Annotated in this window: 30 protein-coding genes; 16 read left to right on the top strand and 14 right to left on the bottom strand. The window is 54.2% G+C overall.

The annotated features are described in order from the left end of the window. Positions 1-109 precede the first annotated feature (109 nt). Complete coding sequence (gene pepA, locus JTA15_RS15100; protein ID WP_014171826.1) at positions 110-1,621, bottom strand: leucyl aminopeptidase; 1,512 nt, start codon at positions 1,619-1,621, stop codon at positions 110-112. Positions 1,622-1,887: 266 nt separating this feature from the next. On the opposite strand from pepA, the gene lptF reads away from it, so the two are divergent. The 5 genes from lptF to mtgA all read left to right on the top strand — a co-directional run bounded on the left by lptF (position 1,888) and on the right by mtgA (position 8,145). Next, positions 1,888-2,988: an LPS export ABC transporter permease LptF gene (gene lptF, locus JTA15_RS15095; protein ID WP_014171825.1), complete on the top strand. Its 1,101-nt coding sequence runs from the start codon at positions 1,888-1,890 to the stop codon at positions 2,986-2,988. Next, a complete protein-coding gene (lptG, locus tag JTA15_RS15090) occupies positions 2,988-4,070 on the top strand; it encodes an LPS export ABC transporter permease LptG (RefSeq protein ID WP_014171824.1) in 1,083 nt (360 codons plus the stop codon). The genes lptF and lptG overlap by 1 nt, the downstream gene beginning before the upstream one ends. 135 nt (positions 4,071-4,205) lie before the next feature. After that, positions 4,206-6,539 (top strand): aerobic respiration two-component sensor histidine kinase ArcB, encoded by a 2,334-nt coding sequence (arcB, locus tag JTA15_RS15085; protein ID WP_032679053.1) that lies wholly within the window; start codon positions 4,206-4,208, stop codon positions 6,537-6,539. Between the two features lie 230 nt (positions 6,540-6,769). Next, the gene (elbB, locus tag JTA15_RS15080) at positions 6,770-7,423 is read left to right on the top strand and encodes an isoprenoid biosynthesis glyoxalase ElbB (RefSeq protein ID WP_219373261.1); all 654 of its coding nucleotides are present in this window, start codon (positions 6,770-6,772) and stop codon (positions 7,421-7,423) included. Continuing rightward, positions 7,420-8,145 (top strand): monofunctional biosynthetic peptidoglycan transglycosylase, encoded by a 726-nt coding sequence (mtgA, locus tag JTA15_RS15075; protein ID WP_014171821.1) that lies wholly within the window; start codon positions 7,420-7,422, stop codon positions 8,143-8,145. Before elbB ends, mtgA begins: the two co-directional genes overlap by 4 nt. A 38-nt stretch (positions 8,146-8,183) precedes the next feature. Here mtgA and npr read toward each other — a convergent pair whose 3' ends face one another. From npr to JTA15_RS15020, 11 genes are all read right to left on the bottom strand, one after another. Continuing rightward, positions 8,184-8,456: a PTS phosphocarrier protein NPr gene (gene npr, locus JTA15_RS15070; protein WP_003861872.1), complete on the bottom strand. Its 273-nt coding sequence runs from the start codon at positions 8,454-8,456 to the stop codon at positions 8,184-8,186. Next, positions 8,453-9,307 (bottom strand): RNase adapter RapZ, encoded by an 855-nt coding sequence (rapZ, locus tag JTA15_RS15065; RefSeq protein ID WP_014171820.1) that lies wholly within the window; start codon positions 9,305-9,307, stop codon positions 8,453-8,455. Before rapZ ends, npr begins: the two co-directional genes overlap by 4 nt. A gap of 45 nt (positions 9,308-9,352) precedes the next feature. Next, positions 9,353-9,844: a PTS IIA-like nitrogen regulatory protein PtsN gene (ptsN, locus tag JTA15_RS15060; RefSeq protein WP_014171819.1), complete on the bottom strand. Its 492-nt coding sequence runs from the start codon at positions 9,842-9,844 to the stop codon at positions 9,353-9,355. Positions 9,845-9,926: 82 nt separating this feature from the next. Further along, entirely contained in the window at positions 9,927-10,214 is a 288-nt protein-coding gene (gene hpf / locus JTA15_RS15055) for a ribosome hibernation promoting factor (protein ID WP_014171818.1), read from the bottom strand. Between the two features lie 22 nt (positions 10,215-10,236). Next, on the bottom strand, positions 10,237-11,670 hold the full coding sequence (gene rpoN / locus JTA15_RS15050; RefSeq protein ID WP_014171817.1) for an RNA polymerase factor sigma-54: 1,434 nt from the start codon (positions 11,668-11,670) through the stop codon (positions 10,237-10,239). A 47-nt stretch (positions 11,671-11,717) separates the two neighbouring features. Continuing rightward, positions 11,718-12,443: an LPS export ABC transporter ATP-binding protein gene (lptB, locus tag JTA15_RS15045; protein ID WP_014171816.1), complete on the bottom strand. Its 726-nt coding sequence runs from the start codon at positions 12,441-12,443 to the stop codon at positions 11,718-11,720. Between the two features lie 6 nt (positions 12,444-12,449). Then, a complete protein-coding gene (gene lptA / locus JTA15_RS15040; protein ID WP_020883526.1) occupies positions 12,450-13,004 on the bottom strand; it encodes a lipopolysaccharide ABC transporter substrate-binding protein LptA in 555 nt (184 codons plus the stop codon). Beyond that, complete coding sequence (gene lptC, locus JTA15_RS15035; protein ID WP_219372461.1) at positions 12,973-13,548, bottom strand: LPS export ABC transporter periplasmic protein LptC; 576 nt, start codon at positions 13,546-13,548, stop codon at positions 12,973-12,975. The genes lptA and lptC overlap by 32 nt, the downstream gene beginning before the upstream one ends. After that, positions 13,545-14,111: a 3-deoxy-manno-octulosonate-8-phosphatase KdsC gene (gene kdsC / locus JTA15_RS15030; RefSeq protein ID WP_014171813.1), complete on the bottom strand. Its 567-nt coding sequence runs from the start codon at positions 14,109-14,111 to the stop codon at positions 13,545-13,547. The genes lptC and kdsC overlap by 4 nt, the downstream gene beginning before the upstream one ends. Before the next feature lie 14 nt (positions 14,112-14,125). Beyond that, on the bottom strand, positions 14,126-15,112 hold the full coding sequence (gene kdsD, locus JTA15_RS15025) for an arabinose-5-phosphate isomerase KdsD (RefSeq protein ID WP_219372460.1): 987 nt from the start codon (positions 15,110-15,112) through the stop codon (positions 14,126-14,128). Between the two features lie 13 nt (positions 15,113-15,125). Beyond that, the gene (locus JTA15_RS15020) at positions 15,126-16,103 is read right to left on the bottom strand and encodes a calcium/sodium antiporter (protein ID WP_020883528.1); all 978 of its coding nucleotides are present in this window, start codon (positions 16,101-16,103) and stop codon (positions 15,126-15,128) included. 231 nt (positions 16,104-16,334) lie between these two features. Between JTA15_RS15020 and mlaF the strand changes: the two genes are divergently transcribed. The 7 genes from mlaF to murA all read left to right on the top strand — a co-directional run bounded on the left by mlaF (position 16,335) and on the right by murA (position 21,128). Further along, positions 16,335-17,147: a phospholipid ABC transporter ATP-binding protein MlaF gene (mlaF, locus tag JTA15_RS15015; protein ID WP_219372459.1), complete on the top strand. Its 813-nt coding sequence runs from the start codon at positions 16,335-16,337 to the stop codon at positions 17,145-17,147. A 7-nt stretch (positions 17,148-17,154) separates the two neighbouring features. After that, positions 17,155-17,937, top strand: coding sequence for a lipid asymmetry maintenance ABC transporter permease subunit MlaE (mlaE, locus tag JTA15_RS15010; protein WP_010436044.1), 783 nt, complete (start codon positions 17,155-17,157; stop codon positions 17,935-17,937). 4 nt (positions 17,938-17,941) lie between these two features. Continuing rightward, positions 17,942-18,490: an outer membrane lipid asymmetry maintenance protein MlaD gene (gene mlaD, locus JTA15_RS15005; RefSeq protein WP_025202923.1), complete on the top strand. Its 549-nt coding sequence runs from the start codon at positions 17,942-17,944 to the stop codon at positions 18,488-18,490. 18 nt (positions 18,491-18,508) lie between these two features. Further along, positions 18,509-19,144 carry a phospholipid-binding protein MlaC gene (mlaC, locus tag JTA15_RS15000; protein WP_014171807.1) on the top strand — a complete coding sequence of 212 codons (636 nt, stop codon included), beginning with the start codon at positions 18,509-18,511 and terminating at the stop codon, positions 19,142-19,144. Beyond that, on the top strand, positions 19,144-19,437 hold the full coding sequence (gene mlaB, locus JTA15_RS14995; RefSeq protein ID WP_014171806.1) for a lipid asymmetry maintenance protein MlaB: 294 nt from the start codon (positions 19,144-19,146) through the stop codon (positions 19,435-19,437). The genes mlaC and mlaB overlap by 1 nt, the downstream gene beginning before the upstream one ends. Positions 19,438-19,563: 126 nt before the next feature. Continuing rightward, entirely contained in the window at positions 19,564-19,818 is a 255-nt protein-coding gene (ibaG, locus tag JTA15_RS14990; protein WP_008501458.1) for a BolA family iron metabolism protein IbaG, read from the top strand. Between the two features lie 50 nt (positions 19,819-19,868). Continuing rightward, on the top strand, positions 19,869-21,128 hold the full coding sequence (gene murA, locus JTA15_RS14985; protein ID WP_020883531.1) for a UDP-N-acetylglucosamine 1-carboxyvinyltransferase: 1,260 nt from the start codon (positions 19,869-19,871) through the stop codon (positions 21,126-21,128). 61 nt (positions 21,129-21,189) lie between these two features. Here the strand turns inward: murA and sfsB are convergent, their stop codons facing one another. Beyond that, the gene (gene sfsB, locus JTA15_RS14980; protein ID WP_014171802.1) at positions 21,190-21,477 is read right to left on the bottom strand and encodes a DNA-binding transcriptional regulator SfsB; all 288 of its coding nucleotides are present in this window, start codon (positions 21,475-21,477) and stop codon (positions 21,190-21,192) included. Positions 21,478-21,708: 231 nt separating this feature from the next. Continuing rightward, positions 21,709-22,680, bottom strand: coding sequence for an octaprenyl diphosphate synthase (ispB, locus tag JTA15_RS14975; protein ID WP_020883532.1), 972 nt, complete (start codon positions 22,678-22,680; stop codon positions 21,709-21,711). Positions 22,681-22,936: 256 nt separating this feature from the next. On the opposite strand from ispB, the gene rplU reads away from it, so the two are divergent. The 4 genes from rplU (at position 22,937) to cgtA (ending at position 25,775) form a co-directional block, all read left to right on the top strand. Beyond that, the gene (gene rplU, locus JTA15_RS14970) at positions 22,937-23,248 is read left to right on the top strand and encodes a 50S ribosomal protein L21 (RefSeq protein ID WP_003025032.1); all 312 of its coding nucleotides are present in this window, start codon (positions 22,937-22,939) and stop codon (positions 23,246-23,248) included. Between the two features lie 19 nt (positions 23,249-23,267). Then, positions 23,268-23,525: a 50S ribosomal protein L27 gene (rpmA, locus tag JTA15_RS14965; RefSeq protein WP_004385076.1), complete on the top strand. Its 258-nt coding sequence runs from the start codon at positions 23,268-23,270 to the stop codon at positions 23,523-23,525. Positions 23,526-23,621: 96 nt separating this feature from the next. After that, the gene (locus tag JTA15_RS14960; RefSeq protein ID WP_219372458.1) at positions 23,622-24,587 is read left to right on the top strand and encodes a DMT family transporter; all 966 of its coding nucleotides are present in this window, start codon (positions 23,622-23,624) and stop codon (positions 24,585-24,587) included. A gap of 15 nt (positions 24,588-24,602) precedes the next feature. After that, entirely contained in the window at positions 24,603-25,775 is a 1,173-nt protein-coding gene (cgtA, locus tag JTA15_RS14955) for an Obg family GTPase CgtA (protein ID WP_014171797.1), read from the top strand. The last annotated feature ends 12 nt before the right edge of the window (positions 25,776-25,787 follow it).

Below are 25,787 nucleotides of genomic sequence, written 5' to 3'. Positions count from 1 at the left end.
ATGGGGCTTCTTGTTGTGGATTTAAATGCAAGGCCGGGCTGACCCGGCCTACAAACGGCATCTTTCCGTAGGCCCGGTAAGCGTAGCGCTACCGGGCATCTGACGGCAATTACTCTTCGCCGTTAAAACCCGCACGATTGAGCAGGAACTGCGACAGTAACGCGACCGGACGACCGGTTGCGCCTTTGGCCTTACCGGAACGCCAGGCGGTACCTGCGATATCCAGATGCGCCCAGTTGTACTTACGGGTAAAGCGCGCCAGGAAGCAGCCCGCAGTAATTGCCCCGCCAGGACGACCGCCGATGTTCGCCATATCGGCGAAATTAGACTCCAGCTGTTCCTGGTACTCGTCACCCAGCGGCAGACGCCATGCGCGGTCACCGGCCTGTTCGGACGCGCCAATTAGCTCGTGCGCCAGAGGATTGTGGTTCGACATCAGCCCGGTGATGTGATGACCCAGCGCAATCACACAGGCACCGGTCAGCGTGGCCACGTCAATGACCGCTTCAGGCTCGAAGCGCTCAACGTAGGTCAGCACGTCGCACAGCACCAGACGGCCCTCGGCGTCGGTGTTCAGCACTTCAACGGTCTGGCCGGACATGGTCGTCAGAACGTCACCCGGACGGTACGCACGACCGCCAGGCATGTTTTCACAGCCCGCCAGCACGCCAATGACGTTTATCGGCAGCTGAAGTTCCGCCACCATACGCATCACGCCATACACTGCTGCTGCACCACACATGTCGTACTTCATCTCGTCCATGCCTTCGGCAGGCTTGATGGAGATACCGCCGGAATCGAAGGTCAGACCCTTACCAACCAGCACAATCGGACGCGCATCTTCAGACGGGTTACCTTTGTACTCGATAACCGACATCAGCGACTCATTCTGGGAGCCGTTGCCGACTGCCAGATAGGAGTGCATTCCCAGCTCTTTCATCTGCTGTTCGCCGATGACGCGGGTGATGACATTTTTACTGTAGGCGTCAGCCAACTGACGTGCCTGAGAGGCCAGATACGCTGCGTTACAGATGTTAGGCGGCATATTGCCCAGATCTTTTGCGGCTTTAATCCCGGCAGCAATCGCCAGGCCGTGCTGAATAGCGCGTTCACCGCTGGTCAGCTCGCGACGGGTCGGTACGTTAAAGACCATCTTACGCAGCGGACGACGTGGCTCGCTTTTGTTGGTTTTCAGCTGATCGAAACTGTACAGGCTCTCTTTTGCCGTTTCGACCGCCTGACGCACTTTCCAGTAGGTGTTACGGCCTTTGACGTGCAGCTCGGTCAGGAAGCAAACGGCTTCCATTGAGCCGGTATCATTCAGCGTATTAATCGTTTTCTGAATAACCTGCTTATACTGACGTTCATCCAGCTCGCGCTCTTTACCGCAGCCAATCAGCAGAATACGTTCAGACAGTACGTTTGGAACATGGTGCAGTAACAGCGTCTGCCCAGGTTTGCCTTCCAGTTCGCCACGGCGCAGCAGGGCGCTGATGTAGCCATCACTGATCTTATCGAGTTGCTCGGCGATCGGGGAGAGTCGGCGTGGTTCAAAGACGCCCACAACGATGCAGGCACTCCGCTGTTTCTCCGGGCTACCGCTTTTTACACTGAACTCCATGCACTACGCTCCTGAATCTTAAAGACAACAGCGGCTGCTACAGATAGAATTGAAACCTTTCGTAACTCATGTCCGCTGTTGTGGTGACTTCGTGTTAATCTTACGTTACTACGGTTTCGACACGTCAGAAAAAGTCCTGAAGCGTGAATCCGCCGGATGTTTTAATCTTAGCGATGATTTCGACGACTCAAGAGAATAAATGACGTTTAAGCCATGAAACAAGCGATTTTCCAGCAAAGAGACGGGTTTTTACGGGCGTATTTAAAGTGATAATCATAAGATATCTGGTGCGGGAGACGCTCAAAAGCCAGCTGGCGATCCTCTTCATCCTGCTGCTGATTTTTTTCTGTCAGAAGCTGGTCAGGATCCTCGGTGCGGCCGTTGACGGCGAAATTCCTACGAATCTGGTGCTTTCCCTGCTTGGTTTAGGGATCCCGGAAATGGCGCAGCTTATCCTGCCGCTAAGTCTTTTCCTCGGTCTGCTCATGACGCTCGGCAAGCTTTATACCGAGAGTGAAATCACCGTGATGCACGCCTGCGGCTTGAGTAAAGCCGTACTGGTGAAAGCCGCTATGGTTCTGGCGCTTTTCACAGGTATCGTTGCGGCGGTGAATGTGATGTGGGCGGGCCCAACGTCTTCCCGTCACCAGGATGAAGTGCTGGCAGAAGCCAAAGCAAACCCGGGTATGGCCGCACTGGCGCAGGGCCAGTTCCAGCAGGCGACGGACGGGAATTCTGTTCTCTTTATCGAAAGCGTGGATGGTAGCCGCTTTAACGATGTGTTCCTTGCGCAGCTCCGCACCAAAGGGAATGCCCGTCCTTCCGTCGTGGTGGCCGATTCGGGTCAACTGTCACAGCGTAAAGATGGCTCTCAGGTAGTGACGCTGAATAAAGGCACGCGCTTCGAAGGCACTGCGATGCTGCGCGATTTCCGCATCACCGATTTCCAGAACTACCAGGCCATTATTGGTCACCAGACCGTGGCGCTCGATCCAAGTGATACCGAGCAAATGGATATGCGTACCCTGTTCAATACGGACAACAACCGTGCGCGTGCCGAACTGCACTGGCGTATCACGCTAGTATTCGCCGTATTTATGATGGCTCTGATGGTCGTTCCGCTGAGTGTGGTTAACCCACGTCAGGGACGCGTGCTGTCAATGTTGCCAGCCATGCTGCTGTACCTGGTGTTCTTCCTGTTGCAGACCTCAATTAAGTCTAACGGTGGTAAAGGTAAAATTGACCCGTTCGTCTGGACCTGGGTGGTCAATGGTCTGTATCTGCTGCTGGCGGTGGGACTCAACCTGTGGGATACGGTGCCTGTGCGCCGCATTCGTGCCCGCTTCTCGCGTAAAGGAGCCCTCTAATGCAGGCGTTTGGCGTTCTTGACCGCTATATCGGTAAAACTATTTTTTCCACCATCATGATGACGTTGTTCATGCTGGTGTCGCTCTCCGGCATTATCAAATTTGTCGATCAGTTGAAAAAAGCCGGGCAGGGGAGCTATGACGCGCTGGGTGCGGGCATGTATACCCTGCTCAGCGTGCCAAAAGATGTGCAGATCTTCTTCCCGATGGCGGCCCTGCTGGGTGCGCTGTTGGGCTTAGGGATGCTGGCACAGCGCAGTGAACTGGTTGTTATGCAGGCTTCGGGCTTCACCCGTATGCAGGTTGCGCTGTCGGTGATGAAAACCGCGATCCCGCTGGTGCTGTTGACCATGGCAATTGGCGAGTGGGTGGCACCGCAGGGTGAGCAGATGGCGCGTAACTATCGTGCGCAGGCGATGTACGGTGGCTCATTGCTCTCAACGCAGCAAGGGTTGTGGGCAAAAGATGGTGACAGCTTCGTCTATATCGAACGTGTGAAGGGCGATGACGAACTGGGGGGCGTGAGTATTTACACCTTCAATAACGATCGTCGTTTGCTCTCCGTGCGTCACGCCTCTTCGGCCAAGTTTGACGCCGAGCATAAGCAATGGCGGTTGTCGCAGGTGGATGAGTCAGACCTGACCGATCCAAAACAGATCTCCGGCTCTCAGACGGTGTCGGGCATGTGGAAAACCAAACTCACGCCGGACAAACTCGGCGTGGTGGCGCTGGATCCTGACGCTCTCTCCATCAGTGGTTTGCACAACTACGTGAAATACCTGAAGTCGAGCGGACAGGACGCCGGACGTTATCAGCTCAACATGTGGAGCAAAATCTTCCAGCCGTTGTCCGTGGCGGTGATGATGCTGATGGCACTGTCGTTTATCTTTGGCCCGTTGCGTAGCGTGCCGATGGGCGTGCGCGTGGTGACCGGGATCAGCTTCGGCTTTGTGTTCTACGTTCTCGATCAGATCTTCGGCCCGCTGACGCTGGTTTATGGTATTCCGCCTGTTATCGGCGCGCTGCTGCCGAGTGCCAGCTTCTTCCTGATCAGCCTCTGGCTGATGCTGAAACGCTCCTGACAGACCTCTCCTCGCTTCCGGAGAACCGGAAGCGAGGCTAATCTCCTGTTTCACCCCGCACTTTTTCTCACAACCTTCAACGCCCCGCCGCGAATTTGAGTATTATTGAGCGATAAAGTCGTGAAGGGATCCTCTATGAAGCAAATTCGAATGCTGGCCCAGTACTACGTCGATCTGATGATGAAGCTTGGGCTGGTGCGTTTCTCCATGCTGCTGGCACTGGCGCTGGTCGTTCTGGCCATTGTCGTGCAGATGGCCGTAACCATGGTTCTACACGGTCAGGTCGAGAGTATCGACGTGATCCGCTCCATCTTCTTTGGCTTGCTGATTACACCCTGGGCGGTCTATTTCCTCTCCGTGGTGGTTGAACAACTGGAGGAGTCCCGTCAGCGCCTGTCAAAACTGGTCGATAAACTGGAAGAGATGCGCGATCGCGATCTGAAGCTCAACGTTCAGCTAAAGGATAATATCGCCCAACTGAACCAGGAGATTTCGGATCGTGAGAAGGCGGAGGCTGAACGCCAGGCGACGCTGGAGCAGCTGAAAATCGAAATGAAAGAGCGCGAGGTGACGCAGATCCAGCTTGAGCAGCAATCCTCTTTCCTGCGCTCGTTCCTTGATGCATCACCGGATCTGGTTTTCTACCGTAATGAAGACAAAGAGTTTTCCGGCTGTAACCGGGCGATGGAACTGCTGACCGGGAAGAGCGAGAAGCAGCTGATTCACCTGAAGCCGCAGGACGTATACTCCGAAGAGGCGGCCGCCAAAGTGATGGAGACGGACGAAAAAGTGTTCCGTCATAACGTTTCGCTGACCTATGAACAGTGGCTGGATTACCCGGACGGGCGCAAAGCCTGCTTTGAGATCCGTAAGGTGCCGTACTACGACCGCGTGGGGAAACGCCACGGTCTGATGGGGTTTGGCCGTGATATCACCGAGCGTAAGCGCTATCAGGATGCCCTTGAACGTGCCAGCCGCGATAAAACCACCTTCATCTCCACCATCAGCCATGAACTGCGTACGCCACTTAACGGAATTGTCGGCCTGAGCCGCATTCTGCTGGACACCGATCTCACCGCAGAACAGGAAAAATACCTTAAAACCATCCATGTCTCAGCGGTCACGCTGGGGAATATCTTCAACGATATTATCGATATGGATAAGATGGAACGCCGCAAAGTGCAGCTTGATAACCAGCCGGTTGATTTCACCGGTTTCCTTGCCGATCTGGAAAACCTGTCGGGTTTGCAGGCGCAGCAGAAGGGGCTGAGCTTTGTCATGGATCCCACGCTGCCGCTGCCGCACAAGGTGGTTACCGACGGCACGCGTCTGCGCCAGATCCTGTGGAACCTTATCAGCAATGCGGTCAAATTTACCCAGAAGGGGCAGGTCTCGGTACGTATTCGCTATGACCAGGGCGACATGCTGCACTTTGAGGTAGAAGACTCCGGCATTGGTATTCCGCAGGAAGAGCAGGACAAAATCTTTGCGATGTACTATCAGGTGAAGGACAGCAACGGTGGCAAGCCCGCTACCGGCACGGGAATTGGTCTGGCGGTGTCTAAACGCCTTGCGAAGAGCATGGGCGGTGATATTACCGTCGCCAGCCATCCGGGCAAAGGCTCAACCTTCACGCTGACGGTGCACGCGCCGGCGGTGGCGGAAGAGGTGGAAGATACCTTCGAAAACGACGATATGCCGCTGCCTGCGCTGCATGTCCTGCTGGTGGAAGATATTGAGCTTAACGTAATTGTCGCACGCTCTGTCCTGGAAAAACTGGGCAACAGCGTGGATGTGGCGATGACCGGTAAAGCCGCGCTGGAGATGTTTAAGCCGGGTGAATATGATCTCGTTCTGCTGGATATTCAGTTGCCGGATATGACCGGGCTGGATATTTCCCGTGAACTGACGAGCCAGTACGCTGCCGACGAACTGCCGCCGCTGGTGGCGTTGACGGCGAACGTGCTGAAAGATAAAAAAGAGTACCTCGATGCCGGTATGGATGATGTACTTAGCAAGCCGCTGGCGGTGCCTGCCCTGACCGCCATGATCAAGAAGTTCTGGGATACCCATGATGAAGAGGAGAACACCATGACGTCTGTGGATAGCGCGAAAGCCCAAACGATACTCGATACCGCGATGCTGGAGCAGTACATCGATCTGGTTGGTCCAAAACTGATTACCGACGGTCTGGCGGTATTTGAAAAAATGATGCCGGGCTATCTGAGCGTGCTGGAGTCAAATCTGACAGCGCGGGATCAGAAAGGCATTGTGGAAGAAGGGCATAAAATCAAAGGTGCGGCCGGCTCGGTCGGCTTACGTCACCTGCAGCAGCTGGGACAACAGATTCAGTCACCTGATTTACCTGCCTGGGAAGATAACGTAGGTGATTGGGTTGAAGAGATGAAACAAGAGTGGCAGAACGATGTGGCGGTGCTTAAAGCCTGGGTGGACGCCAGAAAAAAATGACCCCGGCTTAACCGGGGTGCGCGAATACTGCGCCAACACCAGGGAAATTGTGGCTGCGCCTGTTTTTTGTGTTGTTTTCGTATGGACGCCGCCTGAAAATTTAGGCTGCACGCAAATAAGATAGCAAATCTTAAATGGTTTGTTACAGGAATCAGTGAAATGTGTGAAGCATAGCGTTTTAATCAAAATTAATTATGTGCTTCAGCGAGTTGCAGAGAAGGATCGTCATGATGAAAAAGATTGGTGTCGTACTGAGCGGATGTGGCGTTTACGATGGTTCTGAGATACACGAAGCCGTCATCACATTGCTGGCCCTGGCAAGAGAGGGGGCTGAAGTCATTTGCTTCGCGCCAGATAAAAATCAGGCTGATGTCATTAATCATCTGACCGGGGAGCCGATGGCGGAAACCCGTAACGTCCTGATTGAAGCCGCGCGTATTGCGCGTGGCGAAATTCATCCTCTGATTCAGGCGGACGCGGCAGAGCTTGATGCGTTAATTGTGCCGGGCGGGTTTGGGGCGGCTAAAAACCTCAGCACGTTTGCCACGCAAGGCGCAGGGTGTCAGGTTGATCCGGATTTAAAAGCGTTATCACAGGCCATGCATGCGGCGGGTAAACCGCAGGGCTTTATCTGCATCGCTCCGGCCATGCTTCCCACAATTTTTGATTTCCCGCTGCGCCTGACCATCGGGACCGATATTGATACAGCGGAAATCATCGAGGAGATGGGGGGCGAGCACATCCCTTGTCCGGTGGATGACATTGTGGTGGATGAAGATAATAAAATCGTCACCACACCCGCGTATATGCTGGCGCAGACTATCGCGGAAGCCGCTTCAGGCATTGAAAAACTGGTGGCCAGAGTGCTGGTGCTGACTGAATGAGGCGTCAATTCGCCGCAGGCGCCTGGGTAAAACGTATTCTTTGGCGTGCCGTGCTGGTGCTGGCGGTGTTCTGGGGCGGCGGACTGGCATTATTCAGCATTCTGCCGGTTCCGTTTTCTGCCGTGATGGTTGAGCGTCAGCTGAGCGCGTGGTTCACCGGTGACTTCAGCTATGTTGCCCACTCTGACTGGGTGAGCACAGATGAAATCTCCCCGTGGATGGGGCTGGCGGTGATAGCGGCGGAGGATCAGAAATTCCCGGAGCACTGGGGGTTTGACGTGGCGGCAATCGAGAAAGCGCTCGCCCATAATGAACGCCATGAAAACCGTGTGCGCGGCGCATCGACGCTGTCACAACAGACGGCCAAAAACCTGTTTTTGTGGGATGGCCGCAGCTGGGTGCGAAAAGGGCTGGAAGCCGGATTGACCCTGGGGATGGAAACGGTCTGGAGCAAGAAACGTATTCTAACGGTCTATCTGAACATTGCCGAGTTTGGTGATGGCGTGTTTGGTGTCGAAGCCGCGTCGCAGCGATATTTCAATAAACCTGCCAGCCGGCTGAGCCTCTCTGAAGCTGCGCTGTTGGCCGCGGTCTTGCCTAACCCAATTCGCTTTAAAGCTGATGCACCCTCAGGCTATGTGCGAAACCGACAGGCGTGGATCATGCGCCAGATGCGGCAGCTGGGAGGGGAAGGGTTTATGGCGAGAAATAAATTGATGTAAGGCGGGTAAGCGTAGCGCTACCCGCCATGAAAGAGGGGTTAGTCTTCGTCAAACCCGGCGTTAAACAGCGCAATCACCGCCGCCAGCGCTTCCTCTTCCTGTGGACCGGTAGCTTCAACTTCAATCTGGCGACCTTTGGCGGAGTCCAGCATCAGCAGCGCAATCACGCTGTTCGCTTCCGCCTCGGTACCTTCATCGTTACGCAGCAGAACTTCTGCATCGAAACCCTGCATCAGCTCAAACAGTTTCATCGCCGGACGTGCATGCATGCCCAGCTTATTGGTGATCTCAACGGTTTGTTTTACGGTCATGTTTTACGTTTTTCCAGCGTGCGATGACGGGACTGAACGTTCTTTCCGCGTGAGCGGAAATAGTCGGCCAGCTGTTCGGCGATATAGACCGAACGATGTTTACCGCCGGTACAGCCAATCGCCACGGTCAGGTAGCTACGGTTGTTTGTCTCCAGCATAGGTAACCATAGCTCAAGGTAGCTTCGCGTCTGGTAGATAAAATTGTGAACTTCTGTGTGTCTGTCGAGGAAGGCCGCGACGGGCTTATCGAGACCGGTCATTGGACGCAGCTTCGGATCCCAGTGCGGGTTCGGCAGGAAGCGCACGTCGAAAACATAATCCGCATCGATAGGAATACCGTGCTTAAAGCCGAATGACTCGAACACCATCGTCAGTTCACGCTCGCGTTTGCCCAGTAAACGGGTACGCAGCATTTCCGCCAGCTCATGCACGGACATTTCGGACGTATCGACAATCAGGTCAGCACGGGAACGCAGCGGTTCCAGCAGATCGCTCTCTTCGTCGATAGCACTTTCCAGCGAGAGGTTCTTGCTGGAAAGCGGGTGCAAACGACGGGTATCGCTGTAGCGACGGATCAGAGTATTGCGGTCTGCATCGAGGAACAGCAGCTGAGGCGAGAATGAATCAGGCAGGTTGCTCATTGCCTGTTCAAAGATTTCTGGCGATTCAGGCATGTTACGAACGTCGATACTGACGGCGGCAGAGATTTGCCTCTCCGCAAGCGTGCGTGCCAGGTCGGGCAACAGCACGACCGGCAGGTTATCTACGCAGTAAAACCCCATGTCTTCCAGCGCGCGCAGGGCCACGGATTTCCCGGACCCTGAACGGCCACTGACAATCATCAGCACCATGTTCCGTTTCTCCTCAGGACAACAGATGTGAAGGCCATCTCCTGGTTATGCATCATCCTGATTGCCTTCTGCTTCAGTGATAATTTGATATAGCTCTTCATCACTTTGGGCTGCGCGCAGTCGACGGCAAATGGTTTTATCGGCCAGGCGTTTTGCGACCAGCGAAAGCGTATGCAAATGGGTTTTCGTCTGGTCGGCAGGCACCAGCAGCGCGAAGAGGAGATCGACGGGCTGATTATCGATGGCATCGAAGGCGATAGGCGTCTCCAGCTGCACAAACACACCGACGGCACGCAGGGTGTCCTCTTCCAGTTTGCCGTGCGGGATCGCGATGCCGTTGCCGATGCCGGTACTGCCCATTTTTTCACGGGTCAGGATCGCTTCGAACACGACCTGCGGCGGCAGGCCCAGCTGTTTTGCGGCCAGTTCACTGATGATCTCCAGCGCACGTTTTTTGCTCTGGCAGTGAACAGCACTGCGCGTACATTCCTGGTTAAGGACATTGCTCAGTTGAAGAGCGGAATCGTTGTTCATCATAATTTCACCTAAGCGCTAACTGTACAAACGGCCTGTTGTGTTTCACAACAGGCCTTCCTGCACCCGTTAACTGCCCGGACAATTAGTGTTGTTTCAGTTTGTCTTTATGTTTATTGAGCTGTCGTGCAAGCTTATCAATCAAGCCGTCGATAGCAGCGTACATGTCTTGCCCTTCCGCACTGGCATGGAGCTCACCCCCGTTGACATGCAGGGTCGCATCCGAGATATGAGTCACTTTCTCCACTTTCAATACAACATAGACCTGGTTGATCCTTTCGAAATACTGCTCGAGTTTCGCGAATTTAGCATTCACAAAATCACGTAAAGCCTCAGTAATCTCGACGTTATGTCCTGTGATATTGAGCTGCATAGTGTCTTCCTTATCGGTTGTGTCAGACCAGCTGTTTACGCTGGTTAGACGGCGGAATGGATAAAGACTCTCGATACTTCGCAACAGTTCGGCGTGCCACCATAATACCCTGGTCGGACAGTATGGTGGTTAACTTACTGTCGCTCAGTGGCTTCGCGGGGTTCTCCGCGGCGATCAACTTCTTCACCAGGGCGCGAATGGCCGTTGACGACGCTTCGCCGCCGCCCTCGGTATTCACATGGCTGGAGAAGAAATACTTAAGCTCAAAAATACCGCGTGGGCTGTGCAGATACTTCTGCGTGGTCACGCGGGAAATGGTTGATTCATGCATCTCGACGGCCTGGGCGATATCCGCCAGCACCATCGGTTTCATATACTCTTCGCCCTGCTCAAAGAACGCCTGCTGCTGTTCGACAATACAGCGGCTTACGCGGAGCAGCGTATCATTTCGGCTCTCCAGACTTTTGATCAACCATCGCGCTTCCTGCAAATTGCTACGAATGTATTGATTATCGGAGTCGTTACGCACGCTGGTGCACATGGAGGCATACTGCTGGTTGATTTGCAGGCGAGGGATGCTGTCTGAGTTCAGTTCAACGACCCAGCGGTCATTGTGTTTTCTGACCAGCACATCCGGGATGACGTACTCGGGTTCGCTGGTCTGAATGGACTGACCGGGGCGCGGATCGAGGGACTGAATCAGATTGACCGCCTCTTTCAGCACCTCTTCTTTCAGGCGCGTGACGCGCATCAGGCTGCGGAAATCGTGGTTGGCCAGAAGATCCAGATGGTCGCTGATGATCAAGCGGGCTTCATCAAGCCATGGCGTCTCTTTGCTGAACTGAGAAAGTTGGATAAGCAGGCAGTCGCGCAGATCTTTTGCGGCCACCCCAACCGGATCGAAACGCTGAATGCGCTTCAGAACGGCTTCTATCTCCTCGAGTTCAATCTCTTCGTCACCCATGCTTTCCAGAATTTCGTCCAGCGTGACGGTCAGATAACCGGTGTCATCCACGGCATCGACAATGGATGTCGCGATCGCGCGGTCGGTATCGGAGAAGGGGGTAAGTTCCACCTGCCACATCAGGTAATCCTGCAGTGACTGGGTAGTTTCACCCTGATAAACCGGTAGCTCATCGTCCTGGTAGTCTGCACGCGTACCGGAAGGGGTTCCGGCGGTGTAGATTTCATCCCAGCTGGCATCCAGCGGAAGCTCGTCCGGCATCTCTTTTTGTTCGAGCGCATCGGCGGTGTCGAGTGCTTCAGTATCCTGCGACTGCTGGGTATCTACCTCTTCATGAAGATCGGCTTGCTCCAGCAACGGATTGCTATCCAGCGCTTGCTGGAGCTCCTGCTGGAGTTCTAAGGTGGACAGTTGCAACAGGCGAATCGCCTGCTGTAGCTGCGGCGTCATCGCCAGTTGTTGGCTGAGCCGTAATTGCAAACCTTGCTTCATGTTCAGAGCATTTTTCTCCGGTTCGGCGTTACATTACCTCTACCCTATCAGAGTCTGAAGTCTTCCCCAAGGTAGACACGCTTAACATGATCATCTTCGAGGATCTGCTGCGGCGTACCGTGGGCGATCAGATTGCCCTGGCTCACGATGTATGCGCGTTCGCACACGGCCAGCGTTTCACGGACGTTATGGTCAGTGATCAGTACGCCAAGCCCGCTGTCGCGCAGATGCTCAATGATACGTTTAATGTCGATAACGGAGATGGGGTCAACGCCTGCAAACGGTTCATCCAGAAGGATAAATTTCGGGTTTGCAGCCAGCGCACGCGCAATCTCAACGCGACGGCGTTCACCGCCGGACAGCGCCTGACCGAGGCTATCGCGCAGATGTTCGATATGGAACTCTTCCATCAGCTCGTTAGCCCGGTCCTGACGCTGTTCGCTGGTCAGATCGTCACGAATTTGCAGGACGGCCATCAGGTTATCGAAGACGCTCAGGCGGCGGAAAATGGAGGCTTCCTGCGGCAGATAGCCGATACCGCGACGCGCACGCGCATGCAGCGGCAGAAGACTGATATCTTCATCATCAATGACGATGTTGCCCGCATCGCGCGACACAATGCCAACGACCATGTAGAAGGTTGTGGTCTTGCCCGCACCGTTAGGGCCAAGCAGGCCTACAATTTCGCCGGAGTTGACGGTCAGACTGACATCTTCTACGACACGGCGGCCCTTATAGGCCTTCGCGAGATTTTTTGCAGTTAATGTTGCCATAACGAATTAGTTACTCTTCTTCTGTGCCGGGGCCTGACCCTTACCTTTGTCCTGCAGCTGCGACGGAACCAGCACGGTGGTTACGCGTTTGCCTTTCTCGCTGGAGGCCTGCATTTTTTGCTCTTTCACCAGATAGGTGATCTGGTCGCCGGTGATGTTGCTGTCCAGCTGTTCCAGATAAGCGTTACCGGTCAGGATGACCAGGTCCTTCGCCAGCTCATAGTGCATATGCGTGGCGCGACCTTTCACGGGTTTGCCGTTATCCTGCATCTGGTAGAAGGTTGCCGGGTTGCCATAGCCATCAATGATCTCTTTGCCTTGCTCGCCACCGGGACGGGTAACGACCACTTTATCGGCGTTGATTTTGATGGTGCCCTGGGTCATGACGACGTTACCGGTAAAGGTAACGACATTGCCTTGCATATCAAGCGACTGCGTGTCCGACTCGATATGGATAGGCTGGTCAGTATCGCCCGTTACAGCAAGCGCGGGAAGACTGGTCGCCAGCATCGCACTGGCGATAATTACTTTAAGGCTTAGTTTGTTTGTTTTGAATTTCATAGGAGGTTCTAACCTTTTCAATCAGCTCGGCGTTTTTGCTGCGTAAGTTCCCGCGCATTCTTAAACCGCTGGAATTAAATGTTGTGCCATACAGTGTGACCAGATCCTGCGACGTCACGTCCTGGGTCACGAGGTTGATCTGTGCATTATCCGTCGTGATTTTGCGCAGTTGTGAGTCAGCGGTCAGGGCGTTGACTTCAACGTGGCCATACAGATAAAGCATACGGTCATTCGTCAGTTTTGCCCGGTCAGATTTAATCGACCACGTCGGCACTTTGTCTTTATCAAACGTGGTCATGACAGGCTGGGTAAACCACGAAATACCGTCATCTGAAAAATATTCAACATGCTGGGCAATCAGGCGATAGTTCAGCGCACCTTCCGGGCTGTAGACCACGGTGTCACTGTGATCGCTTTTATAGGTTGGCTCGCTCGTATTGACCACTTCCGTCTGCGTATCGTCGCGATCGGCAAGGTTCACGCCAATCAATACCAGTGCGACAAGCGAAAGCAGAATGATAACCCAACGTCTGGTTTTACTCATATCGATTGCCCTTTGGCCTCATCAAGCTTGCCCTGCGCCAGCAAAAGCAGATCGCAGACTTCACGTACGGCACCACGGCCACCGTTAATATGGGTGACATAGTCAGCGCGCGGGATCAGCAGCGGATGCGCATCGGCCACGGCGATACTCAGACCGACTTCAGCCATCACCGGCCAGTCAATCAGATCGTCCCCGACATAGGCCACGTTTTCCGGCGCGACAGCCAGTTTACCCAGTAAATCGTTGAACGCCGCCATCTTATCGGACTGACCCTGATACAGATGGGTAATGCCTAACGTTTCACAACGGTCTTCTACCAGTTTAGCTTTCCGACCGGTGATGATGGCAACGTCGATGCCTGATGTGAGGGCACAACGAATACCGTAGCCATCGCGAACGTTAAACGCTTTCAGCTCTTCACCATTATTGCCCATGTAAATCAGGCCATCAGAGAGTACCCCATCCACATCCAGGATGAGCAGGCGAATATTTTCCGCCTTTGCCATCATATGGGTACTGACCGGACCATAACAGGTTGCAAGGGATGCACCCGCATTACTCATTGTCTTATCCTTCATTACACTACGCCTGCGCGCAGCAGATCATGCATATGTACCACACCCAGCAACTGGTCGCCATCGGCAACCATCACTGAGGTGATATGACGGGACTGCATCAGGTTCAGCACATCCACCGCCAGCGTACCCGGACGAACATGGATACCGCCGGACGTCATCACATCAGCGATGCCCAGCGTGCGAACATCAACACCCATGTCGAACACGCGGCGCAGGTCGCCATCGGTGAAGATCCCCTGGATCTTCATCAGGTCGTCGCACACAACCGTCATACCCAGATTCTTGCGGGTGATCTCCAGCAGCGCATCGCGCAGGGAGGCCTCTTTACTGACGTGAGGGATCTCATCGCCAGTGTGCATAATATCGTTAACCCGCAGCAGAAGCTTACGCCCGAGCGCGCCACCTGGGTGGGAAAGCGCGAAATCTTCCGGGGTAAAACCGCGGGCTTCCAGCAACGCAACGGCAAGCGCATCGCCCATGACCAGCGCAGCGGTCGTGCTGGACGTTGGAGCAAGACCCAGCGGGCAGGCTTCTTTAGGCACTTTCACGCACAGGTGAATATCCGCCGCGCGCGCCATGCTACTTTCCGGGCGGCTGGTCATGCAAATAAGCGGAACCCGCAGTCGCTTCAGCACGGGGATCAGCGCCAGGATCTCATTAGACTCACCGGAGTTCGACAGCGCGATAACGATATCCTGCGGCGTTACCATGCCCAGATCGCCGTGCGCGGCTTCCCCCGGGTGTACAAAGAAGGAAGAGGTTCCGGTGCTGGCAAACGTTGCCGCCATTTTGCGCCCAATGTGACCGGACTTGCCCATGCCCATCACCACGACTTTACCGGCACAGTAGAACATCTTCTCACATGCCAGACTAAAATCCTGATTAATGTACTGATCTAACTGCGCCAGACCTTCACGTTCAATCTCCAGAACCTCTTTGCCTGCTTTCTGAAAGTCAAAACCCGGCTGCAATTCTATTTGCGACATAATGCGTTTCCGTTTACCCAGAGAGAAGAGGCGAAAGCCAGTACAGCATCGCCATCCATACGATAAATCCACCCGTCAGCAGCGCCCCTGCGCCTTTGCCGATCTGTCGTTGCCGCCGCCAGCAGAGCAGGGCAAAAATGACGCTGACCAGCAACATCACCCCGTAATCGCGTGAGAATGCCAGGGGGTTAAAAGGCCCGGGCGTTATCAGGGCCGGCAGGCCCATCACGATGGCGATATTAAAAATGTTTGAACCGATAATATTGCCTATGGCAATGTCATCTTCACCTTTACGTGCCCCTGCGATAGCGGTGGCCAGTTCTGGCAGACTGGTGCCAATGGCAATGACCGTCAGGCCAATGGTGAGCTCACTCATGGCGAAATAGTTCGCCAGCACCGTGGCGTTATCGACGACCATGCGCGTGGCCATCGGCATGATGATCAGCGCGACGCCGAGCCACAGCAGCGCCACGGGCAGCGTGCCTTCACGCGGCAGTTCGGCGACCTGCTCTCGCGTCAGGCTGTCCTGGCCCTGTTTTTCTGCCAGACGGGCGATTTTAACACTATACAATAGCCAGATAACGGCCAGCGCCAGCAAGAAAATGCCGTCACCGTAGCTCAGTACGCCATCATAAAATACGCACCCTGCCAGCAGGCTTACGATTAACATTAGCGGCAATTCACGGCGCAGAACATCAGAATGCACGCGAAATGGATGGAGCAGGGCCGCCAGGCCAAGAATCAGTAAGATATTGACGATGTTGGAACCAATCGCGGTGCCGACGGCAAGGTCTAACTGACCGTGCAGTGATGCCGTGACAGAGACGATGATTTCAGGAAGCGAGGTTCCGACACTGACCACGGTCATCCCGATGACGACAGGCGGTACGCCAGTCAGGCGGCACAGGATAGATGCAGCAAATACCAAACGGTCAGCACTGTAGACCACCAAAAGTAAACCAATTATTAACAGTGCTGTTGCTAAAAGCATCAAAAGTCCTTTTTTCAGGTATACTCGTCGGTCCATCGCGCAGGAATGGAATGGCAGGACTGCATACAGTCTGAGGCGTAACGAATTCCTAATTTTGACTTTATGCGCCGGAAAAGTAAAACAAATGCCAGCTTTCGCTAACCTCAACGGCTAATATTCTGTAAAAATGCTGAGTTTAGGGCTGATTCAGTCTGCATGCTTAACGTGAGCAGGGTAAGAAAGGAACCATAAATGAGCCAAACTATGGCGAATTTAGTTGATGTCCGGGGTGTGAGTTTTTCTCGCGCCAACAGATTGATATTCGATGATATTTCGTTGACCGTACCGCGTGGCAAGATCACTGCCATCATGGGGCCGTCCGGGATCGGTAAAACGACCCTGCTGCGCCTTATTGGTGGCCAGATCCCACCCGATAGCGGTGAAATCCTCTTTGACGGCGAAAACATCCCGGAGATGTCACGATCGCGCCTGTATACTGTTCGTAAACGCATGAGTATGCTTTTCCAGTCGGGAGCGTTGTTCACGGACATGAACGTCTTTGATAACGTGGCCTATCCGCTGCGCGAGCACACCCGTCTGCCGGCAGAGCTGCTGAAAAGTACGGTGATGATGAAGCTTGAGGCCGTGGGGCTGCGAGGGGCTGCAAAACTGATGCCCTCAGAGCTGTCCGGCGGTATGGCACGCCGCGCCGCGCTGGCACGCGCCATCGCCTTAGAACCCGATTTAATCATGTTCGACGAACCGTTCGTCGGGCAGGACCCTATCACGATGGGCGTGCTGGTGAAGCTCATCTCTGAACTGAACAGCGCACTCGGCGTAACCTGCATAGTGGTTTCTCACGATGTACCGGAAGTGTTGAGCATCGCCGACTATGCCTACATTGTGGCAGACAAAAGGATCGTCGCGCATGGCAGCGCTCAGGCGTTGCAGGAAAACTGCGATCCGCGTGTACGGCAGTTCCTCGACGGCATTGCGGATGGGCCTGTGCCGTTCCGCTACCCGGCGGGCGACTATCGTGACGATTTACTGGGAATAGGGAGTTAAGCCACTGATGCTGTTAAATGCATTGGCCGCTCTTGGACACCGTGGCATAAAAACCATCAGGACGTTCGGGCGTGCCGGATTGATGTTGTTCAACGCGCTGGTCGGCAAGCCGGAATTTCGTAAGCATGCACCGCTACTGGTGCGGCAGCTCTATAATGTCGGCGTGCTGTCGATGCTCATCATCATTGTCTCCGGTCTGTTTATCGGCATGGTGTTGGGGCTGCAGGGCTACCTCGTTCTGACGACCTACAGCGCCGAAACCAGCCTCGGCATGCTGGTGGCGCTGTCGCTGCTGCGTGAACTGGGGCCGGTGGTGGCGGCGCTGTTGTTCGCCGGGCGTGCAGGGTCAGCATTGACCGCTGAAATTGGCCTGATGCGTGCGACCGAGCAGCTTTCCAGCATGGAGATGATGGCGGTCGACCCGCTGCGTCGCGTGATCTCGCCACGCTTCTGGGCGGGGGTGATTTCCTTACCGCTCCTGACAATTCTCTTTGTCGCCGTGGGTATCTGGGGCGGCTCGCTGGTTGGCGTTCACTGGAAGGGCATCGATGCGGGCTTCTTCTGGTCGGCCATGCAGGATGCCATCGATCTGCGGATGGATCTGGTTAACTGTCTGATTAAAAGCGTGGTATTTGCCATTACGGTCACCTGGATCGCCTTGTTCAATGGCTATGATGCGATCCCGACTTCGGCGGGCATCAGCCGTGCAACTACACGTACTGTCGTACATTCGTCGCTGGCCGTACTGGGTCTGGATTTTGTGCTCACCGCACTGATGTTTGGGAATTGAGTTCATGCAAACGAGAAAAAATGAAATTTGGGTCGGCGTGTTCCTGTTACTGGCGTTGCTGGCCGCGCTGTTTATCTGCCTGAGAGCGGCGGATATCACGTCTGTGCGCACCGAGCCGACTTATCGCATTTATGCGACCTTTGATAACATCGGCGGGCTGAAGGCGCGCTCGCCGGTACGTATAGGCGGGGTGGTCATCGGGCGCGTCTCTGACATTACGCTTGATGAGAAAACCTATCTGCCGCGCGTGTCGATGGATATTGAAGAGCGTTACAACCATATCCCGGACACCAGCTCGCTTTCTATCCGCACGTCCGGCCTCCTGGGTGAGCAATATCTGGCGCTTAACGTCGGTTTTGAAGACCCGGAGCTGGGAACGACTATCCTTAAAGACGGTAGCGTAATCCAGGATACGAAGTCCGCGATGGTACTGGAGGATATGATTGGTCAGTTCCTTTATAACAGTAAAGGAGATGATAAGAAGTCCGACGCTGCCCCTGCGCAGAGCGAAGATCCTGCCAGTGTCGCACCGACACCAGGCACGACGAATTAATTTCAGGAGAAGTCATTCATGTTTAAACGACTGTTAATGGTTGCCATGCTGGTCATTGCCCCTCTCACCGCGGCGCATGCTGCGGATCAGAGTAACCCGTACAAACTGATGGATGAGGCTGCGAAGAAGACCTTCGACCGGCTTAAAAACGAACAGCCGAAAATTCGTTCCAATCCTGATTATCTGCGCGACGTGGTTGATCAAGAGCTGCTGCCGTACGTGCAGATCAAATATGCGGGTGCGTTGGTTCTGGGCCGTTATTACAAAGACGCGACCCCGGCGCAGCGCGACGCCTATTTCGCCGCGTTCCGTGAATACCTGAAACAGGCTTACGGTCAGGCACTGGCGATGTATCACGGTCAGACCTATCAGATTGCGCCAGAGCAGCCGCTGGGCGACGCGACTATCATTCCTATCCGCGTCACGATTATCGATCCTAACGGCCGTCCGCCAGTGCGCCTGGACTTCCAGTGGCGTAAAAACAGCCAGACCGGTCACTGGCAGGCCTATGACATGATTGCGGAAGGGGTGAGCATGATCACCACTAAACAGAACGAGTGGAGTGACCTGCTGCGCACCAAAGGCATTGATGGCCTGACCGCACAGCTACAGTCTATCTCGCGTCAGAAAATCTCTCTGGACGAGAAGAAGTAATGTCGGATCAACTGAGCTGGTCGCGTGAGGGTGAGACGTTGAAGCTGACGGGTGAACTCGACCAGGATCTGCTGAACCCGCTCTGGGACAAACGTTTTGAAGCGATGCAGGGCGTGACGGTTATCGATCTGAGCGGCATTTCACGGGTGGACACGGCAGGCGTCGCGCTGCTGGCCCATCTTGTTGCCGTGGGGAAAAAGCAGGGGACAAGCGTTACGCTGCACGCGGCGAGCGATAATGTGGTCACCCTGGCCCAGCTCTATAATCTCCCTCAGGACGTACTGCCTCGTTAATATTTTCAGTGCGTTACTTCTGAAAGCCCTGGCAGATTCATCGTCGGGGCTTTTTGCTTGTTTAAGACGACGCCACTTTGCTCTAAGATGTTGGGCTTGTTTTCACTATCAGATGATTAAGAACCCATGGAAAATCATGAAATCCAGACAGTGCTGATGAATGCACTCTCCCTTCAGGAAGCCCACGTCACTGGCGATGGCAGTCACTTCCAGGTTATTGCTGTGGGTGAGATGTTCGACGGTATGAGCCGTGTGAAGAAACAGCAGGCTGTATACGCGCCGCTGATGGAATACATTGCGGATAACCGCATCCACGCCCTGTCGATCAAAGCGTTTACCCCTCAAGAGTGGGCACGCGATCGCAAACTAAACGGTTTTTGAGTTGTGGGCGACACGCCCGCAGCACGGTTGAATTTATAAGAGAGCACACAATGGATAAATTTCGTGTACAGGGGCCAACGCGTCTCCAGGGCGAAGTCACAATTTCTGGCGCAAAAAATGCCGCGCTGCCCATCCTCTTTGCTGCGCTGCTCGCGGAAGAGCCGGTAGAAATTCAGAACGTACCGAAGCTGAAAGATATCGACACCACCATGAAGTTGCTCAGCCAGCTGGGCACCAAAGTTGAGCGTAACGGTTCCGTCTGGATCGACGCCAGCAACGTAAACAACTTCTCTGCACCTTACGATCTGGTGAAAACCATGCGTGCATCCATCTGGGCGCTTGGCCCGCTGGTGGCACGTTTTGGTCAGGGTCAGGTTTCCCTGCCGGGTGGCTGCGCAATCGGCGCACGTCCGGTTGATCTGCACATCTTTGGCCTGGAGAAACTGGGCGCCGAGATCAAACTCGAAGAAGGTTATGTTAAAGCGTCTGTGAATGGCCGCCTGAAAGGTGCGCACATTGTCATGGACAAAGTGAGCGTTGGTGCCACCGTCACCATCATGTCTGCGGCAACGCTGGCAGAAGGTACTACCATCATCGAAAACGCCGCGCGTGAACCGGAGATTGTGGATACCGCGAACTTCCTCGTGGCGCTGGGTGCGAAGATCACCGGCCAGGGCACCGACCGTATCACCATCGAAGGCGTTGAGCGTCTGGGCGGCGGCGTGTACCGCGTCCTGCCAGACCGTATCGAAACCGGGACGTTCCTGGTTGCTGCCGCGATTTCAGGCGGGAAAATTACCTGCCGCAACGCGCAGCCAGATACCCTGGATGCGGTGCTGGCGAAACTGCGTGACGCAGGCGCTGATATCGAAATCGGTGAAGACTGGATCAGCCTGGACATGCACGGCAACCGTCCAAAAGCGGTAAACGTGCGTACAGCTCCGCATCCTGCTTTCCCGACCGATATGCAGGCGCAGTTCACCCTGTTAAACCTGGTGGCGGAAGGGACGGGGTTCATTACCGAGACCATCTTTGAAAATCGCTTTATGCACGTACCGGAACTGATCCGTATGGGCGCACATGCTGAGATCGAGAGTAATACCGTGATTTGCCACGGCGTTGAGAAACTGTCTGGTGCTCAGGTGATGGCAACCGATCTGCGTGCATCTGCAAGCCTGGTGCTGGCGGGTTGTATTGCGGAAGGGACGACGGTCGTTGATCGTATTTATCACATCGATCGTGGCTATGAACGTATCGAAGATAAACTGCGCGCGCTGGGTGCGAATATCGAGCGTGTGAAGGGCGAGTAATCGTTCCGGCAGCCCCCTGCCAGAAATGACCGGGGGGTTGCTGTTCCTGTCAAAAAAACCGCTATTCCTGCGGGTCTTTCTTCACTTTCCTCTGGCGGATCATGCGCGATCTGTCGATAAATTCATGGGTAATGGGATCGTGGTAACGCGAAGGCCAGATCACCCACGGATGCGTATCCAGCGCCGTCGCAATGATCAACTCTCCCTTCGGCCAGGGGCGCGTCAGGGCATTTGCCAGGGTTGAAGAACTCAGGCCATGGCGGCGAGATTCCGCAGCCAGTGATGTGCCTTTTTTGCGCAGTGCCGCAATGATATCTGCTGTGTGCCAGTCGATAAATTTCGTGTCCATAACGCTGTCCTTAAGTTCGGATTCACTTACGCCATTTCGTCTGAAACGACTGGCCTTACTATACCCATTTCAATTTCTTGTTCTAAAAAGTTCGCGTTACTGGTAGGGATATTCAGAATAAGGCATGGCTTTATTCATGCGGTCTGTAAACCGGTGCGTTTACGTGAAAGAGGAATATACAGGTGTGTACTGGAATCTCCCCGCGAGGTCCGCGGGGAGGGGAGAGCAGGATTAACGGTCGCGCTGAACGGCGATATGGGCAAGACCAATGAGCGCATCGCGCCATGGGCTGTCCGGGATGACCTGAAGTGCGGCGATGGCTTTATCCGCCTCTTCTTCGGCACGCTGACGTGTCCAGTCCAGCGATCCGCAAATGGCCATTGTTTCCAGCACGGGTTCCAGAAGATGACGACCATTTCCCTGCTCGATCGCTTCACGAATCATTTTCGCCTGGTCGGCTGACCCGTTGCGCATCGCATGGAGTAGCGGCAGCGTCGGTTTGCCTTCGTTCAGGTCATCACCCACGTTTTTGCCGAGCGTTTCGCCGTCTGCACTGTAATCCAGCAAATCATCAATCAGCTGGAATGCGGTACCCAGATAACGGCCATAGTCCTGCAGCCCTTTTTCCTGGGCTTCGCTACAGCCAGCCAGAATGCCGGAACACTGTGCAGCCGCTTCAAACAGGCGCGCAGTTTTGCTGTAAATCACGCGCATGTAGTTTTCTTCGGTGATGTCAGGGTCGTTGACGTTCATCAGCTGAAGCACTTCGCCCTCAGCAATCACGTTAACGGCTTCAGACATGACCTCCAGCACTTTCAGCGAACCCAGGCTGGTCATCATCTGGAAGGCACGGGTATAGATAAAATCCCCCACCAGGACGCTGGCAGCATTGCCAAAGGCGGCGTTGGCGGTGGCTTTACCCCGGCGCATGTCTGATTCATCCACAACATCATCATGAAGAAGCGTCGCAGTGTGAATAAATTCGATCAGTGCCGCGATCGTGACGTGAGCATTTCCCTGATAGCCGACGGCTCGGGCAGCCAGGATGGCAATCATCGGGCGAATGCGTTTACCGCCGCCGCTGACGATGTAATAGCCCAACTGATTGATCAGCTGAACGTCAGAATTGAGTTGCTCCAGGATTGCTGCATTCACACCCGCCATATCTTGCGCGGTTAACTCGTTGATTTTTTCTAAATTCATCGCAAAAGCCGGGCTTTTTATCCTGTTTATCCCATCTTCAATGGGGTAACGAAGGGTTAGGTTTATCAATAGTAGTGCTGATTGTACTGAAAAAACGGCTCAGATAAACGTTACCTTACGCGTTGTGTTTTTTTTCTTCATGTATTGATGGTAGCACTTGTCAAAGGCTCGCGTTTTGCGTAATATTCGCGCCCTATTGTGAATATTTATAGCGCACTCTGATTCATACGAGGATGTGCGCGGAAGCGGAGTTTATATGTACGCGGTTTTCCAAAGTGGTGGTAAACAACACCGAGTAAGCGAAGGTCAGACCGTTCGCCTGGAAAAGCTGGACATCGCAACTGGCGAATCTGTTGAGTTCGCAGAAGTTCTGATGATCGCAAACGGTGAAGAAGTCAAAATCGGCGTTCCTTTCGTTGATGGCGGCGTTATCAAAGCTGAAGTTGTTGCTCACGGTCGTGGCGAGAAAGTTAAAATCGTTAAGTTTCGTCGTCGTAAACACTACCGTAAGCAGCAGGGCCACCGTCAGTGGTTCACTGATGTGAAAATTACTGGCATCAGCGCCTAAGACCTGAGGAGAGATTTAAATGGCACATAAAAAGGCTGGCGGCTCCACACGTAACGGTCGCGATTCAGAAGCTAAACGCCTGGGCGTTAAGCGTTTCGGTGGCGAATCCGTTCTGGCGGGTAGCATCATTGTTCGTCAACGTGGCACCAAATTCCACGCTGGCAACAACGTAGGTTGCGGTCGTGACCACACTCTGTTTGCTAAAGCAGACGGTAAAGTGAAATTTGAAGTTAAAGGCCCGAACAACCGTAAATACATCAGCATCGTTGCTGAGTAAGGTTTTCTCGGTCCGGTAACGGATTAAAGCCCCGCAACCTGTTGCGGGGCTTTTTACATTGGAAACCCGGTAATTTTTTCTGTAGGGAAAACGGGCATGAAGCAGCAGGCCGGCATTGGTATTCTTTTGGCGCTCACGACCGCAATGTGCTGGGGTGCGCTGCCAATTGCAATGAAGCAGGTACTGGAAGTGATGGAGCCGCCAACGGTGGTGTTTTATCGCTTTCTGATGGCAAGTATCGGCCTTGGGGCCATCCTCGCGATCAAAGGTAAGCTTCCGCCGTTGCGTATCTTCCGTAAACCGCGCTGGCTGGTGTTGCTGGCTATCGCGACGGGCGGCCTGTTCGGTAACTTCATACTGTTCAGTTCTTCCCTGCAGTATCTTAGCCCCACGGCGTCGCAGGTGATTGGTCAGCTTTCACCGGTCGGCATGATGGTCGCCAGCGTCTTTATCCTCAAGGAGAAGATGCGTGGCACGCAAATTATCGGGGCGAGCATGTTGCTCTGTGGTCTGGTGATGTTCTTCAACACCAGTCTGATAGAGATTTTTACCCGACTGACGGATTACACCTGGGGTGTGATCTTCGGTGTGGGAGCAGCAACGGTTTGGGTGAGTTATGGCGTCGCGCAAAAGGTGTTATTGCGTCGTTTGGCCTCACAGCAGATCCTCTTTTTGCTGTACACTTTGTGTACAATAGCATTATTGCCGTTAGCAAAACCGGGTGTGATTACCCAGCTTAGCGACTGGCAACTGGCGTGCCTCATTTTTTGTGGGCTGAACACGCTGGTCGGTTATGGCGCGCTGGCCGAAGCGATGGCGCGCTGGCAGGCAGCACAGGTGAGCGCACTCATTACGCTTACCCCGCTGTTTACGCTGTTATTTTCAGATTTGTTATCAATGGCCTGGCCCGATGTCTTCGCCAGACCGATGCTCAACATGTTGGGCTATCTCGGTGCGTTTGTCGTGGTTGCGGGCGCGATGTATTCCGCCATTGGTCATCGTCTTTGGGGGCGTTGGCGCAAAAATGAAGCGGTCGTAGTAGTCCCCCGCTCAGGCGAATGAGTTACGGAGAGTAAAATGAAGTTTGTTGATGAAGCGACAATCCTGGTCGTGGCAGGTGATGGCGGCAATGGTTGCGTGAGCTTCCGCCGTGAGAAATATATTCCACGTGGCGGTCCTGATGGCGGTGATGGCGGGGACGGCGGTGACGTGTGGCTGGAGGCGGATGAGAACCTCAACACGCTGATCGACTACCGTTTCGAAAAATCCTTCCGCGCTGAGCGTGGTCAGAACGGTCAAAGCCGTGACTGTACGGGCAAACGCGGTAAAGACGTGACCATTAAGGTTCCGGTTGGTACGCGTGTGATTGACCAGGGGACGGGCGAAACCATGGGCGATATGACCAAACACGGTCAGCGTCTGATGGTGGCGAAAGGCGGCTGGCACGGTCTGGGTAACAGCCGTTTCAAATCGTCCGTTAACCGTACCCCGCGTCAGAAAACGATGGGTACGCCGGGCGACAAGCGCGATCTGCAGCTGGAGCTGATGCTTCTGGCCGATGTCGGGATGCTGGGTATGCCAAACGCCGGTAAATCGACGTTTATTCGTGCGGTCTCTGCAGCCAAGCCAAAAGTGGCGGATTATCCGTTTACCACGCTGGTACCAAGCCTGGGCGTTGTCCGTATGGATAACGAGAAGAGCTTTGTGGTTGCTGATATCCCGGGTCTGATTGAAGGTGCTGCAGAAGGTGCCGGTCTGGGGATCCGCTTCCTGAAACACCTTGAGCGCTGCCGCGTACTGCTGCATCTCATCGATATCGATCCAATCGACGGTTCCGATCCGGTAGAAAATGCCCGCATCATTATCGGCGAGCTGGAAAAATACAGCGAAAAACTGGCGAACAAGCCGCGCTGGCTGGTCTTTAACAAGATCGATTTGATGGATAAAGCCGAAGCGGAAGCGAAAGCGAAAGCCATTGCTGAAGCGATGGGCTGGGAAGATAAATACTACCTGATCTCCGCGGCAAGCCAGGTTGGCGTGAAAGATCTGTGCTGGGATGTGATGACCTTTATCATCGAGAACCCGGTTGTTCAGGCTGAAGAAGCGAAACAGCCAGAAAAAGTCGAATTCATGTGGGATGACTACCACCGCCAACAGCTCGAAGAGCTGGAAGTGGAAGAGGAAGAAGACTGGGACGACGACTGGGATGAAGACGACGAAGAAGGTGTCGAGTTCATCTACAAGCACTAATCGCAGTTTAAA

Source organism: Enterobacter sp. BIDMC 29 (assembly GCF_019378755.1).
Lineage (GTDB): Bacteria > Pseudomonadota > Gammaproteobacteria > Enterobacterales > Enterobacteriaceae > Enterobacter > Enterobacter ludwigii.
Note: the sequence above shows the minus strand (reverse complement) of the source record. Positions and strands in the feature narration are given on the sequence as shown.

Excerpts from the sequence above, each read along its gene's own strand:
- pepA (WP_014171826.1), bottom strand. The coding sequence starts at position 1,621 with ATGGAGTTCAGTGTAAAAAGCGGTAGCCCGGAGAAACAGCGGAGTGCC.
- lptG (WP_014171824.1), top strand. The coding sequence starts at position 2,988 with ATGCAGGCGTTTGGCGTTCTTGACCGCTATATCGGTAAAACTATTTTT.
- arcB (WP_032679053.1), top strand. The coding sequence starts at position 4,206 with ATGAAGCAAATTCGAATGCTGGCCCAGTACTACGTCGATCTGATGATG.
- elbB (WP_219373261.1), top strand. The coding sequence starts at position 6,770 with ATGAAAAAGATTGGTGTCGTACTGAGCGGATGTGGCGTTTACGATGGT.
- mtgA (WP_014171821.1), top strand. The coding sequence starts at position 7,420 with ATGAGGCGTCAATTCGCCGCAGGCGCCTGGGTAAAACGTATTCTTTGG.
- npr (WP_003861872.1), bottom strand. The coding sequence starts at position 8,456 with ATGACCGTAAAACAAACCGTTGAGATCACCAATAAGCTGGGCATGCAT.
- rapZ (WP_014171820.1), bottom strand. The coding sequence starts at position 9,307 with ATGGTGCTGATGATTGTCAGTGGCCGTTCAGGGTCCGGGAAATCCGTG.
- ptsN (WP_014171819.1), bottom strand. The coding sequence starts at position 9,844 with ATGATGAACAACGATTCCGCTCTTCAACTGAGCAATGTCCTTAACCAG.
- hpf (WP_014171818.1), bottom strand. The coding sequence starts at position 10,214 with ATGCAGCTCAATATCACAGGACATAACGTCGAGATTACTGAGGCTTTA.
- rpoN (WP_014171817.1), bottom strand. The coding sequence starts at position 11,670 with ATGAAGCAAGGTTTGCAATTACGGCTCAGCCAACAACTGGCGATGACG.
- lptB (WP_014171816.1), bottom strand. The coding sequence starts at position 12,443 with ATGGCAACATTAACTGCAAAAAATCTCGCGAAGGCCTATAAGGGCCGC.
- lptA (WP_020883526.1), bottom strand. The coding sequence starts at position 13,004 with ATGAAATTCAAAACAAACAAACTAAGCCTTAAAGTAATTATCGCCAGT.
- lptC (WP_219372461.1), bottom strand. The coding sequence starts at position 13,548 with ATGAGTAAAACCAGACGTTGGGTTATCATTCTGCTTTCGCTTGTCGCA.
- kdsC (WP_014171813.1), bottom strand. The coding sequence starts at position 14,111 with ATGAGTAATGCGGGTGCATCCCTTGCAACCTGTTATGGTCCGGTCAGT.
- kdsD (WP_219372460.1), bottom strand. The coding sequence starts at position 15,112 with ATGTCGCAAATAGAATTGCAGCCGGGTTTTGACTTTCAGAAAGCAGGC.
- JTA15_RS15020 (WP_020883528.1), bottom strand. The coding sequence starts at position 16,103 with ATGCTTTTAGCAACAGCACTGTTAATAATTGGTTTACTTTTGGTGGTC.
- mlaF (WP_219372459.1), top strand. The coding sequence starts at position 16,335 with ATGAGCCAAACTATGGCGAATTTAGTTGATGTCCGGGGTGTGAGTTTT.
- mlaE (WP_010436044.1), top strand. The coding sequence starts at position 17,155 with ATGCTGTTAAATGCATTGGCCGCTCTTGGACACCGTGGCATAAAAACC.
- mlaD (WP_025202923.1), top strand. The coding sequence starts at position 17,942 with ATGCAAACGAGAAAAAATGAAATTTGGGTCGGCGTGTTCCTGTTACTG.
- mlaC (WP_014171807.1), top strand. The coding sequence starts at position 18,509 with ATGTTTAAACGACTGTTAATGGTTGCCATGCTGGTCATTGCCCCTCTC.
- mlaB (WP_014171806.1), top strand. The coding sequence starts at position 19,144 with ATGTCGGATCAACTGAGCTGGTCGCGTGAGGGTGAGACGTTGAAGCTG.
- ibaG (WP_008501458.1), top strand. The coding sequence starts at position 19,564 with ATGGAAAATCATGAAATCCAGACAGTGCTGATGAATGCACTCTCCCTT.
- murA (WP_020883531.1), top strand. The coding sequence starts at position 19,869 with ATGGATAAATTTCGTGTACAGGGGCCAACGCGTCTCCAGGGCGAAGTC.
- sfsB (WP_014171802.1), bottom strand. The coding sequence starts at position 21,477 with ATGGACACGAAATTTATCGACTGGCACACAGCAGATATCATTGCGGCA.
- ispB (WP_020883532.1), bottom strand. The coding sequence starts at position 22,680 with ATGAATTTAGAAAAAATCAACGAGTTAACCGCGCAAGATATGGCGGGT.
- rplU (WP_003025032.1), top strand. The coding sequence starts at position 22,937 with ATGTACGCGGTTTTCCAAAGTGGTGGTAAACAACACCGAGTAAGCGAA.
- rpmA (WP_004385076.1), top strand. The coding sequence starts at position 23,268 with ATGGCACATAAAAAGGCTGGCGGCTCCACACGTAACGGTCGCGATTCA.
- JTA15_RS14960 (WP_219372458.1), top strand. The coding sequence starts at position 23,622 with ATGAAGCAGCAGGCCGGCATTGGTATTCTTTTGGCGCTCACGACCGCA.
- cgtA (WP_014171797.1), top strand. The coding sequence starts at position 24,603 with ATGAAGTTTGTTGATGAAGCGACAATCCTGGTCGTGGCAGGTGATGGC.